Genomic DNA, 19,682 nt, shown 5'->3' with positions numbered 1-19,682 from the left:
TCTACGACAATCTGCGTAAATACCCGATCCCGCTGCTGGAGCAAGCGATCCGGGCAATTGGGGCCAGCAGTCTGGCGCTGGATCTCTATGTATGGCTGTCCTACCGACTACATAGCCTGACCAAGCCGACAACCATTTCCTGGCAGGCCCTTCATGCCCAACACGGGGCCGAATATGCGCGCATCCGTGATTTCAAACGCTTTATGATCCCGCAATTGAAACTGGCTTTAGCAGCCTATCCACAGGCAGGTGTGACACTGGAAGAAGATGGGCTGATGCTGTACCCATCAGCGCCACCAATCAGCAAGCTGGGCGGATAAGCCCTCGGCTTGTCATATAATGGTCGGGACTCTACTCGCGCCCCCTCTCTTGAACTCCCACGCAACTCAACAGGTACGGATATGGATATCTATCTGATATCAGATAGATATCCATATGTGATCCAGACCTCATCCACGCGTCATGACCAGGTCATGCGCATTGCAGGCGAGTGCACCGACAACAATGTCATAATCTGGCAGGCGGATTGATCAACACCCGCCCGGCATCCAACTCCAGCACCCGGTCAGCGGCACGACGGGTGGCATCACGGTGGGTAATGGCCAGGATGGTCAGGCGGCCACGCAACCGGTCCAGAGTCTGTAAAACCAGGGCTTCTGACCCACCATCCAGGGCAGAGGTTGCTTCATCCAGGATCAACAGGCGCGGACGGCGCAGCAGTGCGCGGGCGATGGCGAGACGTTGACGTTCTCCGCCGGAAACGGCACTGCCCCGATCACCCACCCGCGTATCCAGCCCATGGGGCAGGGCGCGAACGAAACCGGCGGCAGCGGCATCATCCAGGGCCATCCAGAGGTCGGCTTCCGTGGCATCGGGGGCCGCCAGCAACAGGTTGGCGCGGATCGTGTCATGGAACAAGAACGGATCCTGTGGCACCACGCCGACCTGCCGCCGCCAGGCAGGCAGCAGGTCGGGGGTAAGCGGGATACCATCCAACAATAAGGTGCCGGTATGGGGAGTGATCAGCCCCGCCATCAGATCGGCCAGCGTGGATTTACCGGCCCCCGAGGGGCCGGTGACGGCAAGCAGGGTGCCAAATGGCAGGTCAAAATCGACCCCTTGCAGTGCCTGGCGCCCATCAGGCATAGACAGACCGACATCCCTGAAGGCAATGCAGCGGACAAAGGGCGCCAGATCGGGCCCACCGGCCCTTTCCGCACCGGCCTGCAGCCGGTCGCGCATCTCCTCATACAGGGTCACGGCAGGCAGGCCGGTTTCCAACTGTCGCCAGATCCGCATACTGCCCAGCCCACGCTGGGCCAGCCGGGCAAAGGCCAGGATCACCACCAGGGCCGCACTTAAAGGCTGTGTCAGCCAGAGCGTCGCCATGACCACGGCCAAGGCAGCCAGGATGGCTGCCGTCAGCATCAGGGCTGATTGCTCATAGGCCAGGATGGATACATGCCGGGCCTGGAGATGACGTAGATCGGCGAAGCGTTGCGACAGCAGATTCTGGCGGGCTTGTTCAGCTCCCAGTCCCTTGATCACCCGCAGGCCGGCCAGATCGTCGGTCAGGTCGGCCATCATGGCCTGCTGTGCCCGGCCCAGCTTTATCCCAATATCAAAACCACTGCGCCCGATGCGCCGGATCAGCAGCAAGGCCAGCAGAGAGGCCGCCAGGGTGATCAGCGTCAGTGACGGGGACAGCAACAGAGCCGACAGCAGCAGGGCCGGCAGGGCCAGTGTCGCCACACCGAGATTGACCAGCGCGTCATGACACATGCCAAGGCGGTTCACATCAATCGTCAGGATCTGTTTTACATCGCTGGTCCGCAGCGACTGGAAAACGGGCCAGGAGACATGCAACAGGGCCCGGTGCAGATCGCTGCGCAAGCCATCGACAAAGCGGTTGCGCTGACCATTGCTGATGATGGCGCGGGCCGCAGTGACGGCAGCGGCGGCGGCAACCAACAGCAGATAAAGTCCCAGCCCTTGTAACAAGGAACCGGCAGAGCTAGGACCGGTGCTGCCCATCCCCAGCTTTTCCAGCACCGGCACCAGCAGCAGCAGGCCCGCCCCTTCTGCCAGCGAGGCCGTCAGTCCCAAGCCCAGCATTAGCCCCAGTCGACGGGGGCCATAAGCGGTGGCCAGCAGCGACAGCAGACGGCGGGCGGCAGCGAAGGGAGCGGACGGCATGTGTTCCAGAAAACAGAGCGCAAGAGGGCGGGGATCATGGCATTTGCCCATAGGGCAATGCCAGCCCCTTTCCCCAGCATCTGGGTCTGTCTGGCAGAATTCTGTTCACTATCTGATATCATCTTGATAACGTCTTCTGCATCGAAACGCGGATCAGGCCAGGACAGCCCCATGCCAACCATCGTTTTTGCCAGCCCCAAGGGCGGGGCCGGCAAATCAACCTCGGCGGTTCTGCTGGCCACGGCCCTGGCGGGGCAGGGGGCCAGTGTCACCATTATCGATGCCGATCCCAACAAGCCGGTTTCGCGCTGGGCCCGCCTGCCGGGCCGGCCCGCCAACCTGACCGTGCTGGCTGATGTGACGGAAGAAACGGTAACCGATGTGATCGATCAGGCGGCACTGACCACCGCCTTCGTCATTGTCGATCTGGAAGGTACCGCTTCCATGATGGTGGGCTATGCGATGAGCCGGGCCGATCTGGTGGTGATCCCCAGCCAGGGCTCGCAGTTGGATGCGGGGGAGGCGGTGAAGGCTATCCGGCTGGTCCGCAGCCAGGAACGCGTTTTCCGCCGTCAGATCCCTTTTGCTGTGCTGTTCACCCGCACCAGTGCCGCCATCCGCCCCCGTTCACTGCAAAGCATCGCGGCGGAATTCGCGGAAAACGACGTGCCGGTCTTTGCGACCCAACTGCATGAGCGCGACGCCTTTCGCGCCATTTTCGCTTTCGGTGGCACATTGGCGGAACTGGACCCGGCACAGGTGACCAACATCAAAGCGGCCAATGCCAATGCGCTGGCCTTCGCGGGCGAAGTGGTCGCCGTGCTGAAGGGGGGAATCAAGGCGCCCGTCATCACCATATCGGCAGAAAAGGGAGGGATGGAATGAGCAAAACCCGCGCCAGCATTTTCGGCGATGCGCCCGACCCGCTGGACCTGTCCGGTTTCGCACCCAAGGCGCCGCAGGATATAAAGGCCCCGCCGGTCGATGCCATCCGCGCCATATCGGAAGCCGCCCGTTTCCCCAGCCGCGAAGCCCGCCCCGTCCCGCCGCCCAAACGTCAGCAACGCCGCCACCGCACCGGCCGCAATGTACAGTTCAATATCCGGGCGCGACAGGAAACCATTGACGCCTTCCTGGCCATCGCTGACCAGCAGGGGTGGGTTCTGGGAGAGGTGCTGGAACAGGCCGTAGCGGCCCTGGAGCGGGAACTGGCGGTCAAAACCTGATATCAATATGATAACATATTGATATCAGGCTGATTCAGTTACAGCACCTTGGATGTCGTCAGCATGGTGGTATGTTCCAGTTCCCTTGAACCGGACACTACCCAGCGCAGCAGGCGTTTGCGGAAGCCAGTGCGCTTTTTGAGTGTCTGATAGCTTTCCTGCTGCGGATTGTAATCTTTCACCCACACCCGTTGCGGGCTGACATAACGCAGCACCGCATTTTCATAGACCACCGACTGGGTATTGTTCTGTTCGAAAAGCGGGTCGGTCAGGTTGGCCAGCAGAACCGTTCCGGCCTGGGCACATTCCTTCTGCAACCGCCGAATCCCGGCTTCATACACAGGCAGGGATTCTGTTAAATCCTTGTCCTGATAGGTCGTATTCCCCAGATCAGCAATGGGGCGGATCTGTATTGTATCGATGCCGTACTGGCCGAAGACAGCCATCAGTTCGGCCATCTGTTCGACATTGTCGTTATTGACCGTATAGTTCAGGCGTATCTTGGGCAGGCTGCTGTTTTTTTCCCGGCGCACCGCGTCGATCAGGGCCAGATTGTCATGCAGGCGCTGCCACTTGGCCCCCTTCATCAGGCTTTCATACATATCCTGCCGGGTGCCATGAACGGAAATGGTGATCTCGTCCAGCCTATGGCCCACCAGGGCTTCCACGGCAGCACGGTTCAGCAATTGGGCATTGGTCACCAGCGAGACGAAGGGCACCCCTTTCGTTTTCGCAATCCCGACAATATCCGGATAGCCCTTCCACATGGTGGGCTCGCTGCCGCAGCCGACATAAAGCTGAAGCGCCTCGGGAAAGAAAATCTCGGCGATGCGGGTCATCTGCTCCGGTGTGAAGCGGGAGCCGACATTTTCCCGGTACCATGTTTCATCACTGAAATAGCACATGCCGCAACGCAGGTTGCACGCCATCACCGGGTCGAAGCGGACAATTGTGTAACGGATGCCAAGCAGATCGGCGGCCAGTACACCGGCGAATTTCACCCGGTTGCTGGCGATCAGCCTGTTAAGAACCAACAGTCGGGCACCACTGATCCGGAACATCCACCAGCCTTCGGATAGGTTTCACTGTACGGGGGAACAATCACCCCAAGGGTGTAAGCGACGACAGAAGAGCAGTGCGCCACAATAAAAACAAGGGGTCTTGGTCGTCGGGAGACGGATGCGCAGCACGGGGGGCCGATTTTCTTTACAAAACAAGCATCATGGCCATATTGGCGCCAGCGTGCGCAAAGGCAAGGAGCCGGACCTGCACCATGGGCAGCCGTGACAATATTATCATCTCCAACGGGTTCAACCTGTTCCCCCTGGTTCATGCGGCAGCGGCAATGGCGATGGTTGGGCGGCTTGGCCTGTTCATCACCGGTGCTTATCCCACGCCTGGCCTATGCCGGCTGCTGGAAGGGTCGGGCCTCGTCAGCCAGGGCAAGCTGCAACGTCTGCGTGACCGTCAGGGCGCCATCCCGCCAGACCGGGTCCGGTCTTTGGCGGGGGCAGAGCTGATGGCGGCAGCCGCCGTGCGGTTGATGCAGCGCCCCGCCAGTGCCGGTTTGGGCAACTGGCTGGATCGCACCTCCTTCAACCTATACAGCCGCACGGCAGCCCGGCTTATCGCCCGGCAGGAAGGGCGGGGGGGTATCTACCATTACCGGTCAGGATTTGGGCAAATGTCGGTGATGGCGGCGCGGCGGTGCGGGATGCATATCCTGTGTGATCATTCCATCGCTCATCCATGCCTGCTGGAGCCGTTGATAACCAATGGCGGGCGGATGCCAGATCCTGCCAGCCTACCCCCCCCTTCGCCCTGGGCCCGGATGCTGCGCGACGATATCGGTCTGGCCGACGACATTCTGGTTAATTCCGATTTTGTGAAAGAAACCTTCCTGCATCTCGGCTGGCCGGCTGACCGGGTGCATGTCATCTATCAAGGCGTGGATGAAGGGTTTCTGGCAGCCTGCCCCCCCCGTCCCCCGCCCGATCCCAGCGACCGGCGATTGATGTTTGCCGGCCATTTTGGCCCGCGCAAGGGGGCCAATATTCTGGTGGATGCCCTGACCCGGCTGGCCCCGCTGGATTGGAGTCTGGATCTGGTGGGGTCGCTGGAAGGCGAAACGGCGCGGTGCCATCACGATTTCCTGTCACAGCCCAGGGTCAGACTGCATGGAACGCTCGGCCGGCGGGAACTGGCGGCCACCATGTCCGCCCAGCGGATCATGGTCTTTCCCTCTCTGGCAGAGGGGTCGGCACGGGTGGTGACCATGGCGATGGCGGCCGGCTGCTTCATCATCACCACCCCAAATGCCGGCAGCCCGGTGCGCCATGGGCAGGATGGACTGCTGGTACCGCCGGGGGATGCGGCCGCTTTGGCCAATGCCATTGCCCAGGCCCTGGCCATGGGGGAGGCGGTCGACCGGATCGGCGCCGCCAATGCCGAGCGGATACGGCGCCATTACCGGCAGGCCACCTATGGCACCAGTCTGGAATCTATTTATGACCGGCTGCTGCAAGACGGCCGGAAAGGCGGGGATGCATGAAGGTTGCCTTTCTCTGGACAGGGTTGTCTGGCTATACCAATGCCTGCCTGAAGGAACTGGCGGCCAGGCCGGGGGTGGAACTGCTGGTGGCCTGTATGCGCCCCCAGCCCGATGCCCCGTTCAACATGGCCGACTTCGCCTGGATATCCCGGCAATATTGCTATGACCGGGAGCCGGATGCGGCACATCTTCAGCAGATGCTGGAGGAATTCCAGCCCGACCTACTGATCTTCAATAGCTGGCATATTCCGGCTTTCCGCCAGATCGCCAAATTGTGGCGGGGTCGTGTGCCACGTGTGATGGGGATGGATAATCAATGGCTGGACAGGCCCAAACAATATCTGGGCTGGCTGACCCGGTCATTCTATATCGCCCCGATTGCCGATTTCGCCTTTCTGCCCGGCGACCGTCAGGCAAAGCTGGCCCGCCGGCTGGGCTTTGCCCAAGATCGCATTCTTTACGGCATGAACAGCGCTGATGTGGATGCCTTCAATCTGGCCCGGCCATCGCCTCTACCCGCATCCTTTGTCTATGTGGGCAGGCTGGATGTGACGAAAGGCATCCTGCCGTTGCTGGAATCCTATGCGCTTTATCGCCAGAAGGCAGGGCCGGCGGCCTGGCCCCTGGTCCTGTGCGGGACCGGTCCCTTGCTGGACAGGGTGAAGGGGCGGGAAGGCGTGGAGGTTCTGGATTTCGTCCAACCCGCTGCCCTGCCAGGAGTGTTGAGCGCACAAGGATGCGCCATTCAGCCCAGCCTTGTCGAACCCTGGGGTGTCAGCATCCATGAGGCCACGGCAGCCGGCTTGCCGGTGATCTGTACCTATGCCTGTGGGGCTGTCGCCCATCTGGTCCAGGATGGTTATAACGGCTTCATCGTCGATGCCGGGAATATCCGCCAGATGGCCGATGCCATGCGCCGATACGCTGCCCTGCTGGTGGCAGATCGGGAACGGATGGGGGAGGCCAGCTTGCTTTTGTCGCGGCAATTCACTCCCGCCCGTTGGGCCGACACGCTGCTGGGCGTGCCTGAACGGTTCAAGCACCGTCTGGAAGCGTAACCAGACCGGATTCCAGCGCCTGTTTCGCCAGGGCTGGCCATTTCAGGGCCAGCATCCGCGGATCGCGGGCCAATTTGACCAGCCGGGCTGCCAGACAGGCGGCGCGGTGGGTCGGCCCCGGTTCCCGGCCCAGCAGTTTTGCAAATAACCGCTTCTGGTCTGTCTGATATTGCTGCTCCAGCCTGCCGGAACCTGAGATGGATTCCCCATGCAGGGTGAAGACCGACAGGGCCTTGTCGATCCGCTGCGCCCTGGCGCCGGTCCTGGCCAGATCGACCAGCAATTCCCAATCCCAACAGGTACGGTTGGCCGGGTTGAACCCGCCTGCCCGGCGCAGGGCCGGCAGGCGGAAAAAGGTGGATTGCTGCAGAAAAACCATGCCGCCATGGGCCATCAGCCAGGGGGAAAAAGGCGGTGGGCTGGCCAGGAAAGGCTGGCAGGTGCCCCGCGACAGATCCTCGATAAAACCGTGTCCATAAATGATATCAGCCGCCGGCTGGTTGCAGAATGCCTCGGCAATGCTGGCGATGGCCCCGGGCAGCAACCGGTCATCGGCATTAATATAGCCGAAAATATCCCCCGCCGCCGCCGCCAGCCCCTTGTTCAACCCATCTGCCGGGCCGGCATCGGGTTCCAGGATCACCCGGGTGATGCGGTCCTGGTACCGGGCGATCAGATCGCGGCTGCCGTCCGTCGAACCAGGATCGATGACGATATATTCGATTTCCGGATAATCCTGATCCAGTACCGACCGGATCGCCTTTTCCAGAAAAGCCACCTGGTTGAAGGACAGGGTGACGATGGAAACACGGGCCGTCATGGCACTCTCGGCAAGCGGGCGGATGATTGTTCCAACTGACGGGCCTGCTGTAGCAGCACCGTCATGGTGATAATGGCAAAGCAGGCGAAGACACGGTTGCCGAGACCATAGGGGGAAAACAGCACCGCCCAACCCAGGCAGAACAGCACGAAACTGATAATGGGATCGATCAGTATTGGATGACGAACCAGGGTGATCACGCTGTGGCCCAGCAAAAACAGCACCATGAACCAGAACAGGCCGGAGAGGATTCCCCCCTCCACCAAGGCACCCAATAAATGGGAATGGCTGGGGATCAGCATGGAAAAACCGGGGGGCATGGCTTCCGTGGAGCCGGTAAAAATCTCCCATGACATCTGGGCGTAGCGCTCATCCTCCGCCCAGGAACCATGGCCCAGCAGCGGCTTTTCCAGAAAGGCCAGGGGTGCAATACGCCATTCGGTGCGTCCCGACAGCAGGATACCATATTGATCATTCACCTGTTCCAGATAGCGTTCCTGTTGTCCCTCCCCCAGCCATCCCGCCTCTGCTGCCACACCATATAAGGGAATAATTCCCCCCACCAAGCCGCCAGCCAGCAATGACAGAAACAGGGCCTGCCGCCCGGTGACCACATGCAGGGTGCCGAAAATAATCACCAGCATCTGAATGAAGAAAACGGCCAGGGCAATGCCGGCCATGCTGCGATAGCCCAGGAAAATATTCACCAGGGCAATAAGGAGGGGGGGCAGCAGCGCCAGCGACCGCAGCCGCAGCCGCCACAACCAAGTCGCAGCCACCATGCAGAACATGGTAACAGGGGTTCCATAGCCGAATTTCCAAGGATCGCCGAAATCCTCCCCTTCTTGGGCAAGCAAAGGCGCCACACAACCACCGATGGCCAGCCCCAGAAACATCACATGCACCCGCCGCACCCGGTTTCCCAGCATGACATGCAGGCCATACAGCATGATCATGGTGGCACCAGCACGCGCCAACCCGCGCAAGCTATTGTCCCAACGGGATTGGTTAACCAGATCGCTGACAAACTGCGCCACCAGCCATAGCAGGGCCAATCCGATCAATCGGGTGGTCAACCGATCTGGCATGGGGGGCCGACCGAACATGGCAAGCCCCAGAACGAACAGGATGCCCAGGACTTCCGTCCCCATGATACGGCCGACGATCTGAAAATCCGTCAGAGAGGCGATTCCCGTCACCAAGCAAAGAACCGGCCAGGGCTGGATGGTCCAGCCCCTCGCCGCGCGTGGGACTATATGAGTGCTCATGGTCATGAAATATCCGCGGTGCCCCCTGTCGTATCTTGCCAGGCATCAATTTGTCCAGCGCAACACATATTTCTCTCACCAATAGGCTGCATTCTCCACCAGACCAACGGCGGCAGGGGTTTCCTCCGGCAAGGGGCGGGTCCAATGGGGGTTTATCAGAGCGACTGTATCCGGGTCGGCATCGAAACGCCGACCGCGGATGCCAAACAGCATCTGGGTTGCCCCCCCCAGATGGATGCCGATCCGGCCCATGGCCTTGGCTTTGGCCACCAGGGGCAGGGACAGGCCACCGGCCCCGATGATGGCAATGTCGAATGACCGTTCCGCCATGGCCCCCATCAGGCGTTGCAGACGTTCCGTCCAGCTTGGCTCACCCGCCGGTACCAGGGCCGGGCTGAAGGGCACCGGCAGCACATCCAGGGTGCAATCCGGCAAAACCAAAGGGTGCTTCTCCCAAATCAGGGTCCGCTGGGCGAATTGCTGGCGGACGGTACGGGCAAAGGGGGTCACCACCAGTACCCGACGCCCGGCCAAATGGCGGCTCCACGGATTTTCATGCAGATAGGGGTAATAATCTTCCTCCCGCACATAGAGTGCCTTGGGGCAGCAACTGTCGGCCAGCAACGCCTCCCCCGCATTGTGCCAGACGGCCAGCAGATCCAGCGACCCCAGCGCGTCCAGCCACAGACGGCAGAAATCCACCATGCCCTCGTCCGTGGCGGGAAAGATGCCGGCCCCGACAAAGGCTTCTTCGCGCAGACCTGGCAGGAAACGAGCTGTCTCGCGTTTTCCCTGGGCCAGCCATTGCATGACCACCCGTAATTCTGTATTGCCGATCTTGCCCAGGGCCGCGGGCTGACCCTGGATCAATATCTCGGCAATGGCGCTGTTAGCCGCTACCTGTTCCAGAACCGAATGGTTTCGGCGGAACCAGATGCCGCGCGCGGTACGCGGCATCTGGCGCAACCGATATCCTGGATCCAGGATATTGGCCAGCTTGCGCAGTCGGTTGATGGCTTTCTGGCTCAACAGATGGCGGGGGGAAATCATGACATTCCTTGTCCGTATCAGGACGGCGGTGCCTGCCGTGCTATTTCTGCGCCTGCATGGCAAGTTCCGGCCAGCCATCACCAAAATGAAAGCGGCCCGGTGCCAGGGGCAGCCCCCGCACAATATCGCCATAGCGAACATTATCCGGGAAACGGCGGCCATTCTTGCTGTACAGGCGGCCGACCAACGGCAATCGCTCAAACCGCAAGGTCGGCGATGCATCGAAATTGTGCCAGCCGGGTGGTGCTGTCCAGCCGCAGCCATATTGCACAAAGCAACCCCGCATTGTCTGCTCAGCCGATCCTGTCATCGCTCATTGACTCTCTGCAATCTGCAGGCGCTTGACGTATAGCCCATTCTGCGATGAAAGGGGCAAGTGCGTCCCAACAACATGATTAAATTGTACCCGCCCTGACAGGTGGCATCCACCCTTTACCCCTGCCCTTCCGAACCGGAGCCCCCCCCTTTGAGTGTCATTCGCCGGTTGCAGCAGGGTATAACCGCCAATGTCTTTGGCCAGATCATCAATCTGGTGATCCAGCTTGCCAGTGTGCCTTTGCTGCTGGGTGCCTGGGGGGCTACCGGCATGGGGGAATGGCTGCTGGTCAGCTCCATCCCCAATTATCTGGTGGCCGGTGATCTGGGCCTGTCGGCGGCGGCAGCCAACCTGATGGTCATGGCGGTCGTGGTGGGCGACCGGGCAGCAGCCCAGCGGCTGTTTCAGACCAGCTTGGCCGCATTGGCCGCCCTGGGCCCGCTGCTGCTGCTGCCCTTGCTGGCGCTGGCACTGGCACTGCCGCTGCGGCAATGGTTCGGTCTGGTCCTGCTGGATGAAGGGACCGTGGACATCGTACTGGCCCTGCTGGTGCTGCGCATGTGGCTGGTGCTGCTGGCGGGCGGGCTGATTGTCGCCTTCCGCTGCGATGGTCATTATGCCATCGGCAATCATCTCTCCAATCTGGTCCGCCTGACGGAATTCATCATCATGGCGCTGGTGCTGCTGGCTGGCGGCGGAATGCTGGCAGTGGCGGGGGTAATGGCGGCGGTACAGGCTGCCGGGCTGCTGGTTCTGGCCATCGGCTTGCGGCGCTGTTCCCCCTGGCTGGCCATCGGTTGGCGCGATGCGGACAGGGAAAGCCTGCGCCAGATGGCCCGGCCGGCACTTTCCTACGTGGGCTTTCCCCTGGCGGCTGCCTGCAACCAGCAGGCACCCCTGATGATCGCCGGAATGCTGCTGGGCCCGTCAGCGGCGGCAGCCCTGGCCACCGGCCGCACCCTGGCACGGCTGGCCCAACTGGCCAACAACATCATCGGAACCTCCACCTGGCCGGAAATGTCACGGGCCTTTGGAGAAAAGGCCATGGCGCGGGTACGGCTCATCAACCGCACGGCTGTGAAGGCGGGGCTGTGGCTGGGGCTTGTCGCCCTGGCCGGGCTCTGGCTGCTGGGGCCTTTTGCTTATCATCTCTGGACGGGCAATCAGATCGTCCTGGACCAGACGATGTTCCTGCTGCTGCTGCTGGCAGGGCTGGTGAGCGGGCTTGGGTCAATGGCGCTGGTGGTGCTGACCGCCAGCAACCGGCACGGGGGCGCTGCCGGCCTGACGCTGGTGGTCAGCCTGCTGGCGGTTCCGGCCTGCTATGCCGGGGCCTGGCTGGCAGGGCTGACGGGCATCGCGGCGGCCCTGCTGTTTTGCGAATTGCTGCTGGCCGTGCCGGTGATTCGGGCCAGCGTGCGGGAAAGCGGCGATGATCTGCCGGGCTTTCTCGCTGCCCTGGCCGATCCGCTGGCCCTTTACCGCCTGTGGCGGGACCGACGCGGTTAGAGCTGTTTCCGGCGAACCGGAAACAGCTCATGCTGTGCCGCGCACCACCGGCTTCTATCCTCCCCGCTGCACCTGCATCACCTCGCGCTCTTGCCCCTGCAGGATCAGGGCAGTCAGGATACCGGACGCGTAGGCCCCGGTATCCAGTCCGATACGATGAGGCAGCAGCTCGGGTTCATCGGTGATGGTATGGCCATGCACGATGACATGGCTGGACTGGAACGGCTTGTCGAGGAACTCCTCACGGATCCAGAGCAGATCATCCTGCTTTTGCCGGTTAAGGGCGATACCGGGGCGGATGCCGGCATGGACAAAGGCATAATCTCCCACAGCTGCCATGAAGGTGGTGTTTTGCAGGAATGACAGATGGGCAGGCGGAAGCCGTTCGGCCAGACTTGCTGCCAGTTGTCTCAGCCGGTCAGGCTCCAGGGGACCGGGTGGAGCACGCACACCATAGCTGCTCAACGTCTCCACCCCGCCGAAGCGCAGCCAGTCGGCAGCCGCCAGCGGATCGACCAGGAATTCCAGCATGGTCTGTTCATGGTTGCCGCGCAAAAAACGCAGCCTGGCCCCCGGTAACGGATCGGACAGTAATAGTTCCAGGACGCCCCGGCTGTCGGGGCCGCGATCAATATAGTCGCCCAGGAAGACAACCGTGGCCGCCAGATCGGAACGTTGCGCCATATCCTGGCGTACCCGCTCCAGCAGACGCCGCAGCAGATCGACCTCACCGTGGATATCACCGATGGCGTAAACGAGCTGGCCGGGCGGAATGGCTGGCTTGGCAGGCAAGGAAGGGGTATCAGGCGTGGAATCCCTGCCGAAGGCCTTGCGTAGACGGGCAAAGATCATGCTAATTCCCCGGGCTTGGTCAATATCCGGCATGTCGGCTTGCAAAGCAGGCAAGCGGGATAGTACCACCTTTGGTGAGTCGCATCGGGCATGGGCCTGACAAGGGAAGATTGATTCTGAGGAGCACGCATATATGTGGTTCGGTTTCTCGAAAAATCCGGTCCAGACTTTTCTGGTTGCCGGGCTCTGCCTTGTTATGACCGCGTGCGGTAGTCCCGGTCAACGGGACCTGCCCACGGATAAGGCGCCAACCACCATCGTCAACCCCGCCGACGGGTACATGTTGGAAGCTGGCAACATGGTTCGGGTTACGGTCTTCAACCAGGATAACCTGTCCGGGGATTTGACTGTCGATCCAAGTGGCAACATCACCTTGCCGCTGGTCGGCAATATCCGGGCCAGCGGCGTGACCGCCAATGAACTGGGACGCCGTATCCAGCAGGCGCTGATCAACAACAATCTGCTGCAATCCCCGAACGTATCGGTTGAGGTTCAGACCTTCCGCCCCTTCTATGTGCTGGGCGAGGTGCGGCAGCCGGGTGAGTTCCCCTATACGATCGGCATGACTGTGCTGAGCGCCATCGCCCGGGCCGGTGGCTATGATTACCGCGCGCTGGAGAATGACGTGATCCTGGTGCGTTCCAACAAGGGCAAGCAGGAAGAGTTCCGGGCCGACGAGTTGACCCCGATCCTACCGGGCGACATTATCCGTGTGCGCGAACGCCGGTTCTAAAACCCATTGCGTTTAATCGGGACCAACGCCAGCTCCAGATCGTGTTTCCGGCTCTAAGTCCCTGTTCAGCGAGCGGATTCACACTCCAAAGCGATTCCGCTTTTCTGCGATCCGCTCTAGCGGAAATATGATCTGGAGCCATCTGCCTGGTTCTCCGCACCCTGCTAACAATAAAGGCACCGACTGGTGGGTCGGTGCCTTTATTGTTATTGGATTCTATCAACAAGAAGCAGGAATGGAACCGGCCTCAGGTTGGGCTACCTGTCAGGATGGGGTTTTCTTCCACCACGACCGGGGGATTATTGGTCTGCTGGTTGGTGTTTTGCTGGGTCGTGGGCTGCTGTGCCGTCTGGGTCTGGGTGGCCTGCTGCTGGGGCGTTATGGCCGAAGGACGGGCCAGGATGGCATTGACCTGAGCGGCGTTGGCTGCGTTGCTCTGGTTCAGGGCCGTGTTGGTGCTGGCCTGGTTCAGGGTTGTCGTAACAGTACCGGCCGCCTGCGGTGCCGCCGCAACGATGCTCTGCGACGTGCTGGCAGTATAGGCGCTGGACATGGCCGCCACAGCCGCCTGCGGGGAGGACTGGTAAACGACGGGGTTGCTCACCGTCTGGGCCACAGACACGGCCATGGCCGCCACGGCCTGCGGGGAGGCCTGCTGGGCGGCGGGCTGGACAATGATGCGGGCCGCTGAGGTGGCGACAGACATGGTCTGTTGTGGCGCGCCTTGGCTCACCGAGGTCTGGGCGACAGCCTGCACCGACTGGCTGGCCAGTTGCACGGCGCCAGCGGGATTACTTTGCACCATGCGTTCAGCCGTGGAAACGGCGGCCTGTGCCACCGTGGCGACCACGGATGCATTGTTGGTGGTAATGGCCACCTGCAAGGTGGAACTTGCCAGGGCCGCTGCCTGAACCGGGGCCACCTGAAGGGCAGCGGGGGCCACAAAGATACGGGCCGCCGTGGTCACCACGCTCTGGGTCTGCTGCGGTGAGGAGGTCTGGACAGGGCTGCTGCGCACTGTCTCCACCGCAGCTGAAGCCGCAGCGATGGCGGCCGACGGGTTGGTGGCCAGCATCTGCTCTGCCGCGCGCACCACCTGATCCGCCAATGCTGCCGAGCGCTGGGGATTGCCACCCGACAGGGTATTGATGGCCTGGGCCACGGCCTGGCCATTGCCCGTGGTCACTGCCGCACGCAGGGCAGGGGGAAGGTTGGCCAGCAGATTGGCCTGGTTCGCTGCCTGCTGGGCCTGGGCCTGAATGGGCATGACCAGAAGGGAGGCTGCTCCCGTCATCAGGGCAGCACCCGCAAGCAGCAGGCCACGAAGGGTGAGGCGAGGTGTCGGCATCTGATCCTCAAGGAGGCACGAGAGCTAAATCAAGGCCGACGGATGGGCTGAACGAACCATTACACCCGTCGATTTACACAATCTAAAGTGATTCGGATACTCACGCAACGATAACAGTCCGGATCGTCGCAGATCTGACCCGATGCCGAATGAGCAGCCTTGATCCGGCAACCCCGCAAACGGCGATGCGCAATCCAGGCTTCTACCTGAATGAATGCCAGAATGTCACGGCTTTTGGATATTGGGCTGGTCTGTGGGGCGAAGCAACAATCCTGTGTTGCGCTATGCGTCGATGACGCTATCTTCATTGCGAAGGCCGAACCGGTTTGATACTCCCGATATCGAAGTAAGTCGGATCGGGCGTGCCAGGTAATTTTGTGCTGGGGGCAATAATGTCTGTAGGGGGCGGTTTGAAAATGGCGGGACAGAAAATGACAATGCCTATGCTCTATGGTGGGGCCGCCCTCTGCCTGTTGATGAGTCTGGATGCCGTATCAGCCAGGGCCCAGGACCGTCAGAACAGTGCCCCGATCACACAGGAAAATGATCCGTCCGCCGACGCAGATGGCCGCAACGATACGCAACGTGTGGCTGAAAGTTATCAGCCGCGCGGTATTGAAATGGGGAAGTTCCTGCTGTTCCCGGCCATCGAAATGGACGCATCCTGGACGAATAACGTCTTTGCCACCGCGGACGACACCAAGAGTGACCGGTTCATCCGTGTCACCCCCAGTATGCGCCTGCGTTCGCGTTTCACGCGGCATGAACTGAACCTCTATGGCGAACTGGAGAAATTTGCCTTCGATCGTTATACGAATGATGATCGCCTGAACGGCACAGTGATGGCCGATGGCAAACTGGACATTGAGAAGGGCTGGGAAGCAACCGGCAGCATCTCTTATGTCGACAGGGCCGAAGACCGCGGCAGCCCCGACGTCACACAGGGCCTGCATCCGGCCAATACCTATACCTTGTCGGGTCAGGCGGGCACCCGACTTCAGCAGGGCCGTATGCTCTATCAGGCCGGGCTGTCCATCAGTGAGATCGATATCGCCAATGCGATGCGCGCCAATGGCCAGATCATCGACAATAGCGGTCGTGACCGCACGGAATATGAGGCGACGGGCCGCATTGGCTACGAGATATTCCCCAATTACTACGCGCTGGCTGAGGGCGCGGTGAACAGCCGTGATTATGATAAGGCTATACCGGGAACCAACTTCAAGCGGAGCAGCGATGGCTACCGGCTTGAAAGCGGTGTCGGCATTGATGTGACCGATCTGATTCGCGGTGACTTCCTTGTTGGCTATATGGCCCAGAATTACGACGATCCCCGTTTCAGCGACCCCAGTGGTTTCAGCTTTCGCGCCCGTTTCAACTGGACCCCGTCCCGCCTGACCGTCATCGCGCCCTCGCTGGAGCGGACGGTACAGGAAACGGTACGTACCGGTTCATCGGGTATTGTCCGCACCGCTGCCGGACTGACGGTTCGTCATGAATTCGCCCGTAATTTCGTCGGTACCTTTATCGGTAACGTCGCCTATGAAAATTACGAGGCAAGCTCTGACAACAGCTGGTCCTACGATGCCCGTCTTCGTGGCATCTATGCCCTCACGCGTGAATTCTACGTGGGTGGTGAAATGCGTTACCGTCAGCGTGATACGGATAGCGGTATCAGCAGCTATAAGCAGACGACCTTGATGTTCCGCGTGGGTGCACGTTACTGATTGCCGCCCGACGGGCGGCAATTCCTTACTGATACCAAGGTCCCGATTATGACAGATAGCCAGGGCGAACGCGATCACCCGGCCTTTTCCCTGCCGACGGAAGCCAGCATCGACATCCGTCAGGTTTTACGATGGGCTTGGCGCGTCGCCTGGAACGGCAAATATATGCTGCTTTCCTGCTGGCTGTTGGCCATTGTGCCGACGGTCCTGTTCTATCAGCAGCAGACTCCCCTCTATACGGCCACCAGCACCATCATGGTGGAAGCATCGGAAGCGTCCGATGCTTTCGCTACACGAAATGATTTCCGTCTCCGCTTGAGTGACAGTGATCTGCAGACAGAGGTTGGCGTTCTGACCTCCCGCGTGCTGGCGGAGCGGGTCATTGACAAGCTGCATCTGGACCTGGATCCGGAATTCAACCCCACTTTGCGGGAACCTAATCGGCTGGCCGGGCTGTTTGCCAACCTCAATCCGCTGAGCCTTCTCTCATCAATTGCCAAGCCAGAGTCATCGGCAGATGGCAAGGTCGGTGACAACAAGGAGGTGGCGCGGGCACTTTTGCGCGCTGCCATCGTCGACAGCTTCATGTCACGGCTTCAGGCCACATCTCAGCGCCGTACCTATCTGATCGATGTTTCTTTCACGTCCAACGATCGTGAAAAGGCCACCCTCATCCTCAACACGCTGTCGCAGCAATATCTGCTGGACCGGTTGGAGGCCAGTTTTGATGATGCCCGCCGGGTGACCGGTTGGCTGGAGGAACGGCTGTCGGCTCTGCGCCAGGACGTGCAGACATCTGAAACAGCCGTAGAGGAATTCCGCAACCGGAATGGCCTGCGCCGTAGCGGCGACGGCCGCAAGACCCTGACGGACCAGCAATTGTCAGAGCTGAATTCACGCCTGATCATTGCCCGGACCGATCTGGCGCAAAAGCAGGCCCGGCTTGGCCAGATCCGTTCGCTGCTGCAATCGGGCAGCGGCCTTGACAGCGCCTCTGAGGTTTTGCAGTCGCCGCTGATCCAGCGCCTGCGCGAGCAGGAATCCATCCTGCAGCGGGAAATGTCAGAGGCATTGAAGACCTTCGGTGAGCGGCACCCCAAGATGGTCGGCTACCGGGCTGACCTGGAGGAGCTGCAAAGCAAGCTCCGGGCTGAAATGCAACGCATATCCCAGGGTATCACCAACGAGATGGAAGTGGCGCGGACAGGCGTCGTGACTCTGGAGCGGGAACTGTCACAGTTGCGTACTGTTGCGGACACAGCCGGCGCCGCAGAGATTCAATTGCGTGAACTGGAACGTCAGTCTGATGCCACACGCAGCCTGTATGAGGCATTCCTGCAGCGTTTCAAGCGGGAGGCGGAAACCGGAAGCGGTGGCCAGCGTGCTAATGCCCGCATTCTGTCGGAAGCACAGATCCCCGCGACAAGCTCTTACCCCCGGACCTTGCGGGGCATCAGCTTGGTCTCCTTGCTGTCCCTGTTGTTCGGTCTGGTGCTGATCTTTGTCATTGATCGTATGGATAATGCCATCCGGTCGTCCGACGAGGCAGAGGATCTGACCGGCCTGCCGACGCTGGCTGTCATCCCGCTGTTCCGCGGGAACACGGACAACATGATCCAGGTTCTGGCGGACAAGCCCCGGTCAGCCCTCGCCGACAGTTTCCGTAGCCTGCGCGTCTCTCTGGATGCCGCGGATGTACGCAGCGGCGGCGGGCGCATCATTGCCATGACATCGTCGGTTCCCCGTGAAGGGAAGACCTTTGCTTCCGTGTGTCTGGCCGCCATGTATGCCCGCGGTGAGCAGAAGGTGTTGCTGATCGACAGCGACGTTCACCGTCCACGCACCCACATCATGCTGGGGCAGAAGAACGACAAGGGTCTGCTGAACATTCTGGACGGGGAAGTTGCGTTTGAAGAAGCGGTGGTGCGTTCCATCGCCCCCAACCTGGATTTCCTGCCAGCCGGCCATCTTCAGACCATTGCCGAGGAAGTGCACAAGGATGCGGCGGCGCCGCTGCTTGCCAAGCTGCGTCAGCAATATGACCGGATCATTATCGATCTGCCGCCTGTTCTCGCTGTCTCAGACGCCCGTGCCTTGTCCACCCTGTCCGACCATGTCATTTATCTGGTGCGTTGGAATTCGACGGCCCGGGATGCTGTTCGGGTTGGGGTGCGCCTGCTGCGTGACATGAACGTCAATTTTGGCGGGGTCATCATCTCCCAGATCAATCAGACCCGGCATGGCCAGTACTCCTATGGCGATTACGGGACTTATTATGGGCGTTACAGCGAATATTATACCAAATGACGCACCGCCGCCCGGTGGCAGCGTCAGGGATTGGGTAAAGGCTGAACAGGTACGAAGGCAGGCCAAATGGATGGCCTGGCCTGCCTTCGTGGTTGGCCTGTGTATCATCGCTCTCGCCGCCCCCCGTTTCGTCAGCGAAATAATCCTGCTGTCGGCACGGACACGGATTGTCGATATCCAGTCGGGCAAGGAGGCAGGGGAACCCGGCGAGCTGGCCGGGATGGCTGCAGCCATAGAAACAGCCGGCGACTGGACGGGTGACGGCCGCCTGATCGCCGATGGCGGCCTGCTATTGATGCGCCAGGCGGCTTTGACCACAAATCAGGCGGAACGGCTCCTGCTGTTGCGGCGGGCTCTGGCGCTGACAGAAACAGGCCTGCGCCGCAGCCCAGCCCACCCAGTGGGCTGGACGCGGCTGGTGGCCCTTCGGTTTGCGCTGGGAGAACCGGAAAAGGCGGCGCAAGCGCTCCGCCTGTCTCTACTGACCGGTCCAGTCGTACCACAGATCACGGCATCACGCCTGACACAGGGATTGACGCTGCTGCCCTATCTGGACCCGGATACGCGCCAGCTGCTGGCCCGTCAGGTGCGCTTTTTGCACTCAAGCCAGCCACAGCAACTGGAAACGCTGGCGACGACCCCTGCTGCTGCCCAGTTCATCCAGCAGGCCCTGATCAGGGGATAATACTCATTCGCCTTGATCAGAGCCGATAGGTTCTGA

Annotated in this window: 18 protein-coding genes; 10 read left to right on the top strand and 8 right to left on the bottom strand. The window is 60.9% G+C overall.

All coding sequences use genetic code 11. The features are described 5' to 3' along the window. Window positions 1–320: replication protein RepA (locus GE253_RS24450; RefSeq protein WP_247878851.1), on the top strand; the 320-nt coding region annotated here is incomplete at its 5' end. Window positions 321–507: 187 nt separating this feature from the next. On the opposite strand, the gene GE253_RS24445 is transcribed toward GE253_RS24450, so the two are convergent. Continuing rightward, window positions 508–2,196 (bottom strand): ABC transporter ATP-binding protein, encoded by a 1,689-nt coding sequence (locus GE253_RS24445; protein ID WP_173012818.1) that lies wholly within the window; start codon window positions 2,194–2,196, stop codon window positions 508–510. A 171-nt stretch (window positions 2,197–2,367) separates the two neighbouring features. On the opposite strand from GE253_RS24445, the gene GE253_RS24440 reads away from it, so the two are divergent. Beyond that, on the top strand, window positions 2,368–3,081 hold the full coding sequence (locus tag GE253_RS24440; protein ID WP_153206778.1) for a ParA family protein: 714 nt from the start codon (window positions 2,368–2,370) through the stop codon (window positions 3,079–3,081). Next, entirely contained in the window at window positions 3,078–3,422 is a 345-nt protein-coding gene (locus GE253_RS24435) for a stability/partitioning determinant (protein WP_153206777.1), read from the top strand. The genes GE253_RS24440 and GE253_RS24435 overlap by 4 nt, the downstream gene beginning before the upstream one ends. Before the next feature lie 38 nt (window positions 3,423–3,460). Here GE253_RS24435 and GE253_RS24430 read toward each other — a convergent pair whose 3' ends face one another. Next, window positions 3,461–4,483: a radical SAM protein gene (locus GE253_RS24430; RefSeq protein WP_153206776.1), complete on the bottom strand. Its 1,023-nt coding sequence runs from the start codon at window positions 4,481–4,483 to the stop codon at window positions 3,461–3,463. A gap of 212 nt (window positions 4,484–4,695) precedes the next feature. On the opposite strand from GE253_RS24430, the gene GE253_RS24425 reads away from it, so the two are divergent. Together GE253_RS24425 and GE253_RS24420 are read left to right on the top strand one after the other, a co-directional pair. Then, window positions 4,696–5,973 (top strand): glycosyltransferase, encoded by a 1,278-nt coding sequence (locus tag GE253_RS24425; RefSeq protein WP_173012817.1) that lies wholly within the window; start codon window positions 4,696–4,698, stop codon window positions 5,971–5,973. Next, complete coding sequence (locus GE253_RS24420) at window positions 5,970–7,031, top strand: glycosyltransferase family 4 protein (RefSeq protein ID WP_153206774.1); 1,062 nt, start codon at window positions 5,970–5,972, stop codon at window positions 7,029–7,031. Before GE253_RS24425 ends, GE253_RS24420 begins: the two co-directional genes overlap by 4 nt. On the opposite strand, the gene GE253_RS24415 is transcribed toward GE253_RS24420, so the two are convergent. The 4 genes from GE253_RS24415 to GE253_RS24405 all read right to left on the bottom strand — a co-directional run bounded on the left by GE253_RS24415 (window position 7,009) and on the right by GE253_RS24405 (window position 10,455). Beyond that, on the bottom strand, window positions 7,009–7,851 hold the full coding sequence (locus tag GE253_RS24415; protein ID WP_173012816.1) for a glycosyltransferase family 2 protein: 843 nt from the start codon (window positions 7,849–7,851) through the stop codon (window positions 7,009–7,011). The two genes, GE253_RS24420 and GE253_RS24415, sit on opposite strands and share 23 nt — an antisense overlap. After that, window positions 7,848–9,050, bottom strand: a complete 1,203-nt coding sequence (locus GE253_RS25960) for a hypothetical protein (RefSeq protein ID WP_211101579.1) — start codon at window positions 9,048–9,050, stop codon at window positions 7,848–7,850. The genes GE253_RS24415 and GE253_RS25960 overlap by 4 nt, the downstream gene beginning before the upstream one ends. 144 nt (window positions 9,051–9,194) lie before the next feature. Further along, window positions 9,195–10,169 (bottom strand): hypothetical protein, encoded by a 975-nt coding sequence (locus tag GE253_RS24410; RefSeq protein WP_153206772.1) that lies wholly within the window; start codon window positions 10,167–10,169, stop codon window positions 9,195–9,197. Window positions 10,170–10,209: 40 nt separating this feature from the next. Further along, window positions 10,210–10,455 (bottom strand): hypothetical protein, encoded by a 246-nt coding sequence (locus GE253_RS24405; RefSeq protein ID WP_153206771.1) that lies wholly within the window; start codon window positions 10,453–10,455, stop codon window positions 10,210–10,212. Window positions 10,456–10,635: 180 nt separating this feature from the next. On the opposite strand from GE253_RS24405, the gene GE253_RS24400 reads away from it, so the two are divergent. Then, window positions 10,636–11,994, top strand: coding sequence for a hypothetical protein (locus tag GE253_RS24400; RefSeq protein ID WP_153206770.1), 1,359 nt, complete (start codon window positions 10,636–10,638; stop codon window positions 11,992–11,994). Window positions 11,995–12,048: 54 nt separating this feature from the next. Here GE253_RS24400 and GE253_RS24395 read toward each other — a convergent pair whose 3' ends face one another. After that, complete coding sequence (locus GE253_RS24395; RefSeq protein WP_153206769.1) at window positions 12,049–12,846, bottom strand: metallophosphoesterase family protein; 798 nt, start codon at window positions 12,844–12,846, stop codon at window positions 12,049–12,051. Window positions 12,847–12,979: 133 nt separating this feature from the next. On the opposite strand from GE253_RS24395, the gene GE253_RS24390 reads away from it, so the two are divergent. After that, a complete protein-coding gene (locus GE253_RS24390) occupies window positions 12,980–13,579 on the top strand; it encodes a polysaccharide biosynthesis/export family protein (RefSeq protein WP_153206768.1) in 600 nt (199 codons plus the stop codon). A gap of 247 nt (window positions 13,580–13,826) precedes the next feature. Here GE253_RS24390 and GE253_RS24385 read toward each other — a convergent pair whose 3' ends face one another. Further along, complete coding sequence (locus GE253_RS24385; RefSeq protein ID WP_153206767.1) at window positions 13,827–14,927, bottom strand: hypothetical protein; 1,101 nt, start codon at window positions 14,925–14,927, stop codon at window positions 13,827–13,829. 431 nt (window positions 14,928–15,358) lie between these two features. Here GE253_RS24385 and GE253_RS24380 point away from each other — a divergent pair, with 431 nt between their 5' ends. The 3 genes from GE253_RS24380 (at window position 15,359) to GE253_RS24370 (ending at window position 19,646) form a co-directional block, all read left to right on the top strand. Then, the gene (locus GE253_RS24380; RefSeq protein WP_173012813.1) at window positions 15,359–16,654 is read left to right on the top strand and encodes an outer membrane beta-barrel protein; all 1,296 of its coding nucleotides are present in this window, start codon (window positions 15,359–15,361) and stop codon (window positions 16,652–16,654) included. A gap of 48 nt (window positions 16,655–16,702) precedes the next feature. Continuing rightward, window positions 16,703–18,961: an AAA family ATPase gene (locus GE253_RS24375; protein ID WP_153206765.1), complete on the top strand. Its 2,259-nt coding sequence runs from the start codon at window positions 16,703–16,705 to the stop codon at window positions 18,959–18,961. A gap of 70 nt (window positions 18,962–19,031) precedes the next feature. Then, window positions 19,032–19,646, top strand: a complete 615-nt coding sequence (locus GE253_RS24370) for a hypothetical protein (protein WP_153206764.1) — start codon at window positions 19,032–19,034, stop codon at window positions 19,644–19,646. The last annotated feature ends 36 nt before the right edge of the window (window positions 19,647–19,682 follow it).

Source organism: Niveispirillum sp. SYP-B3756 (assembly GCF_009495745.1).
Taxonomy (GTDB): domain Bacteria; phylum Pseudomonadota; class Alphaproteobacteria; order Azospirillales; family Azospirillaceae; genus Niveispirillum.
This window is presented reverse-complemented; position numbering and strand designations above follow the sequence as displayed.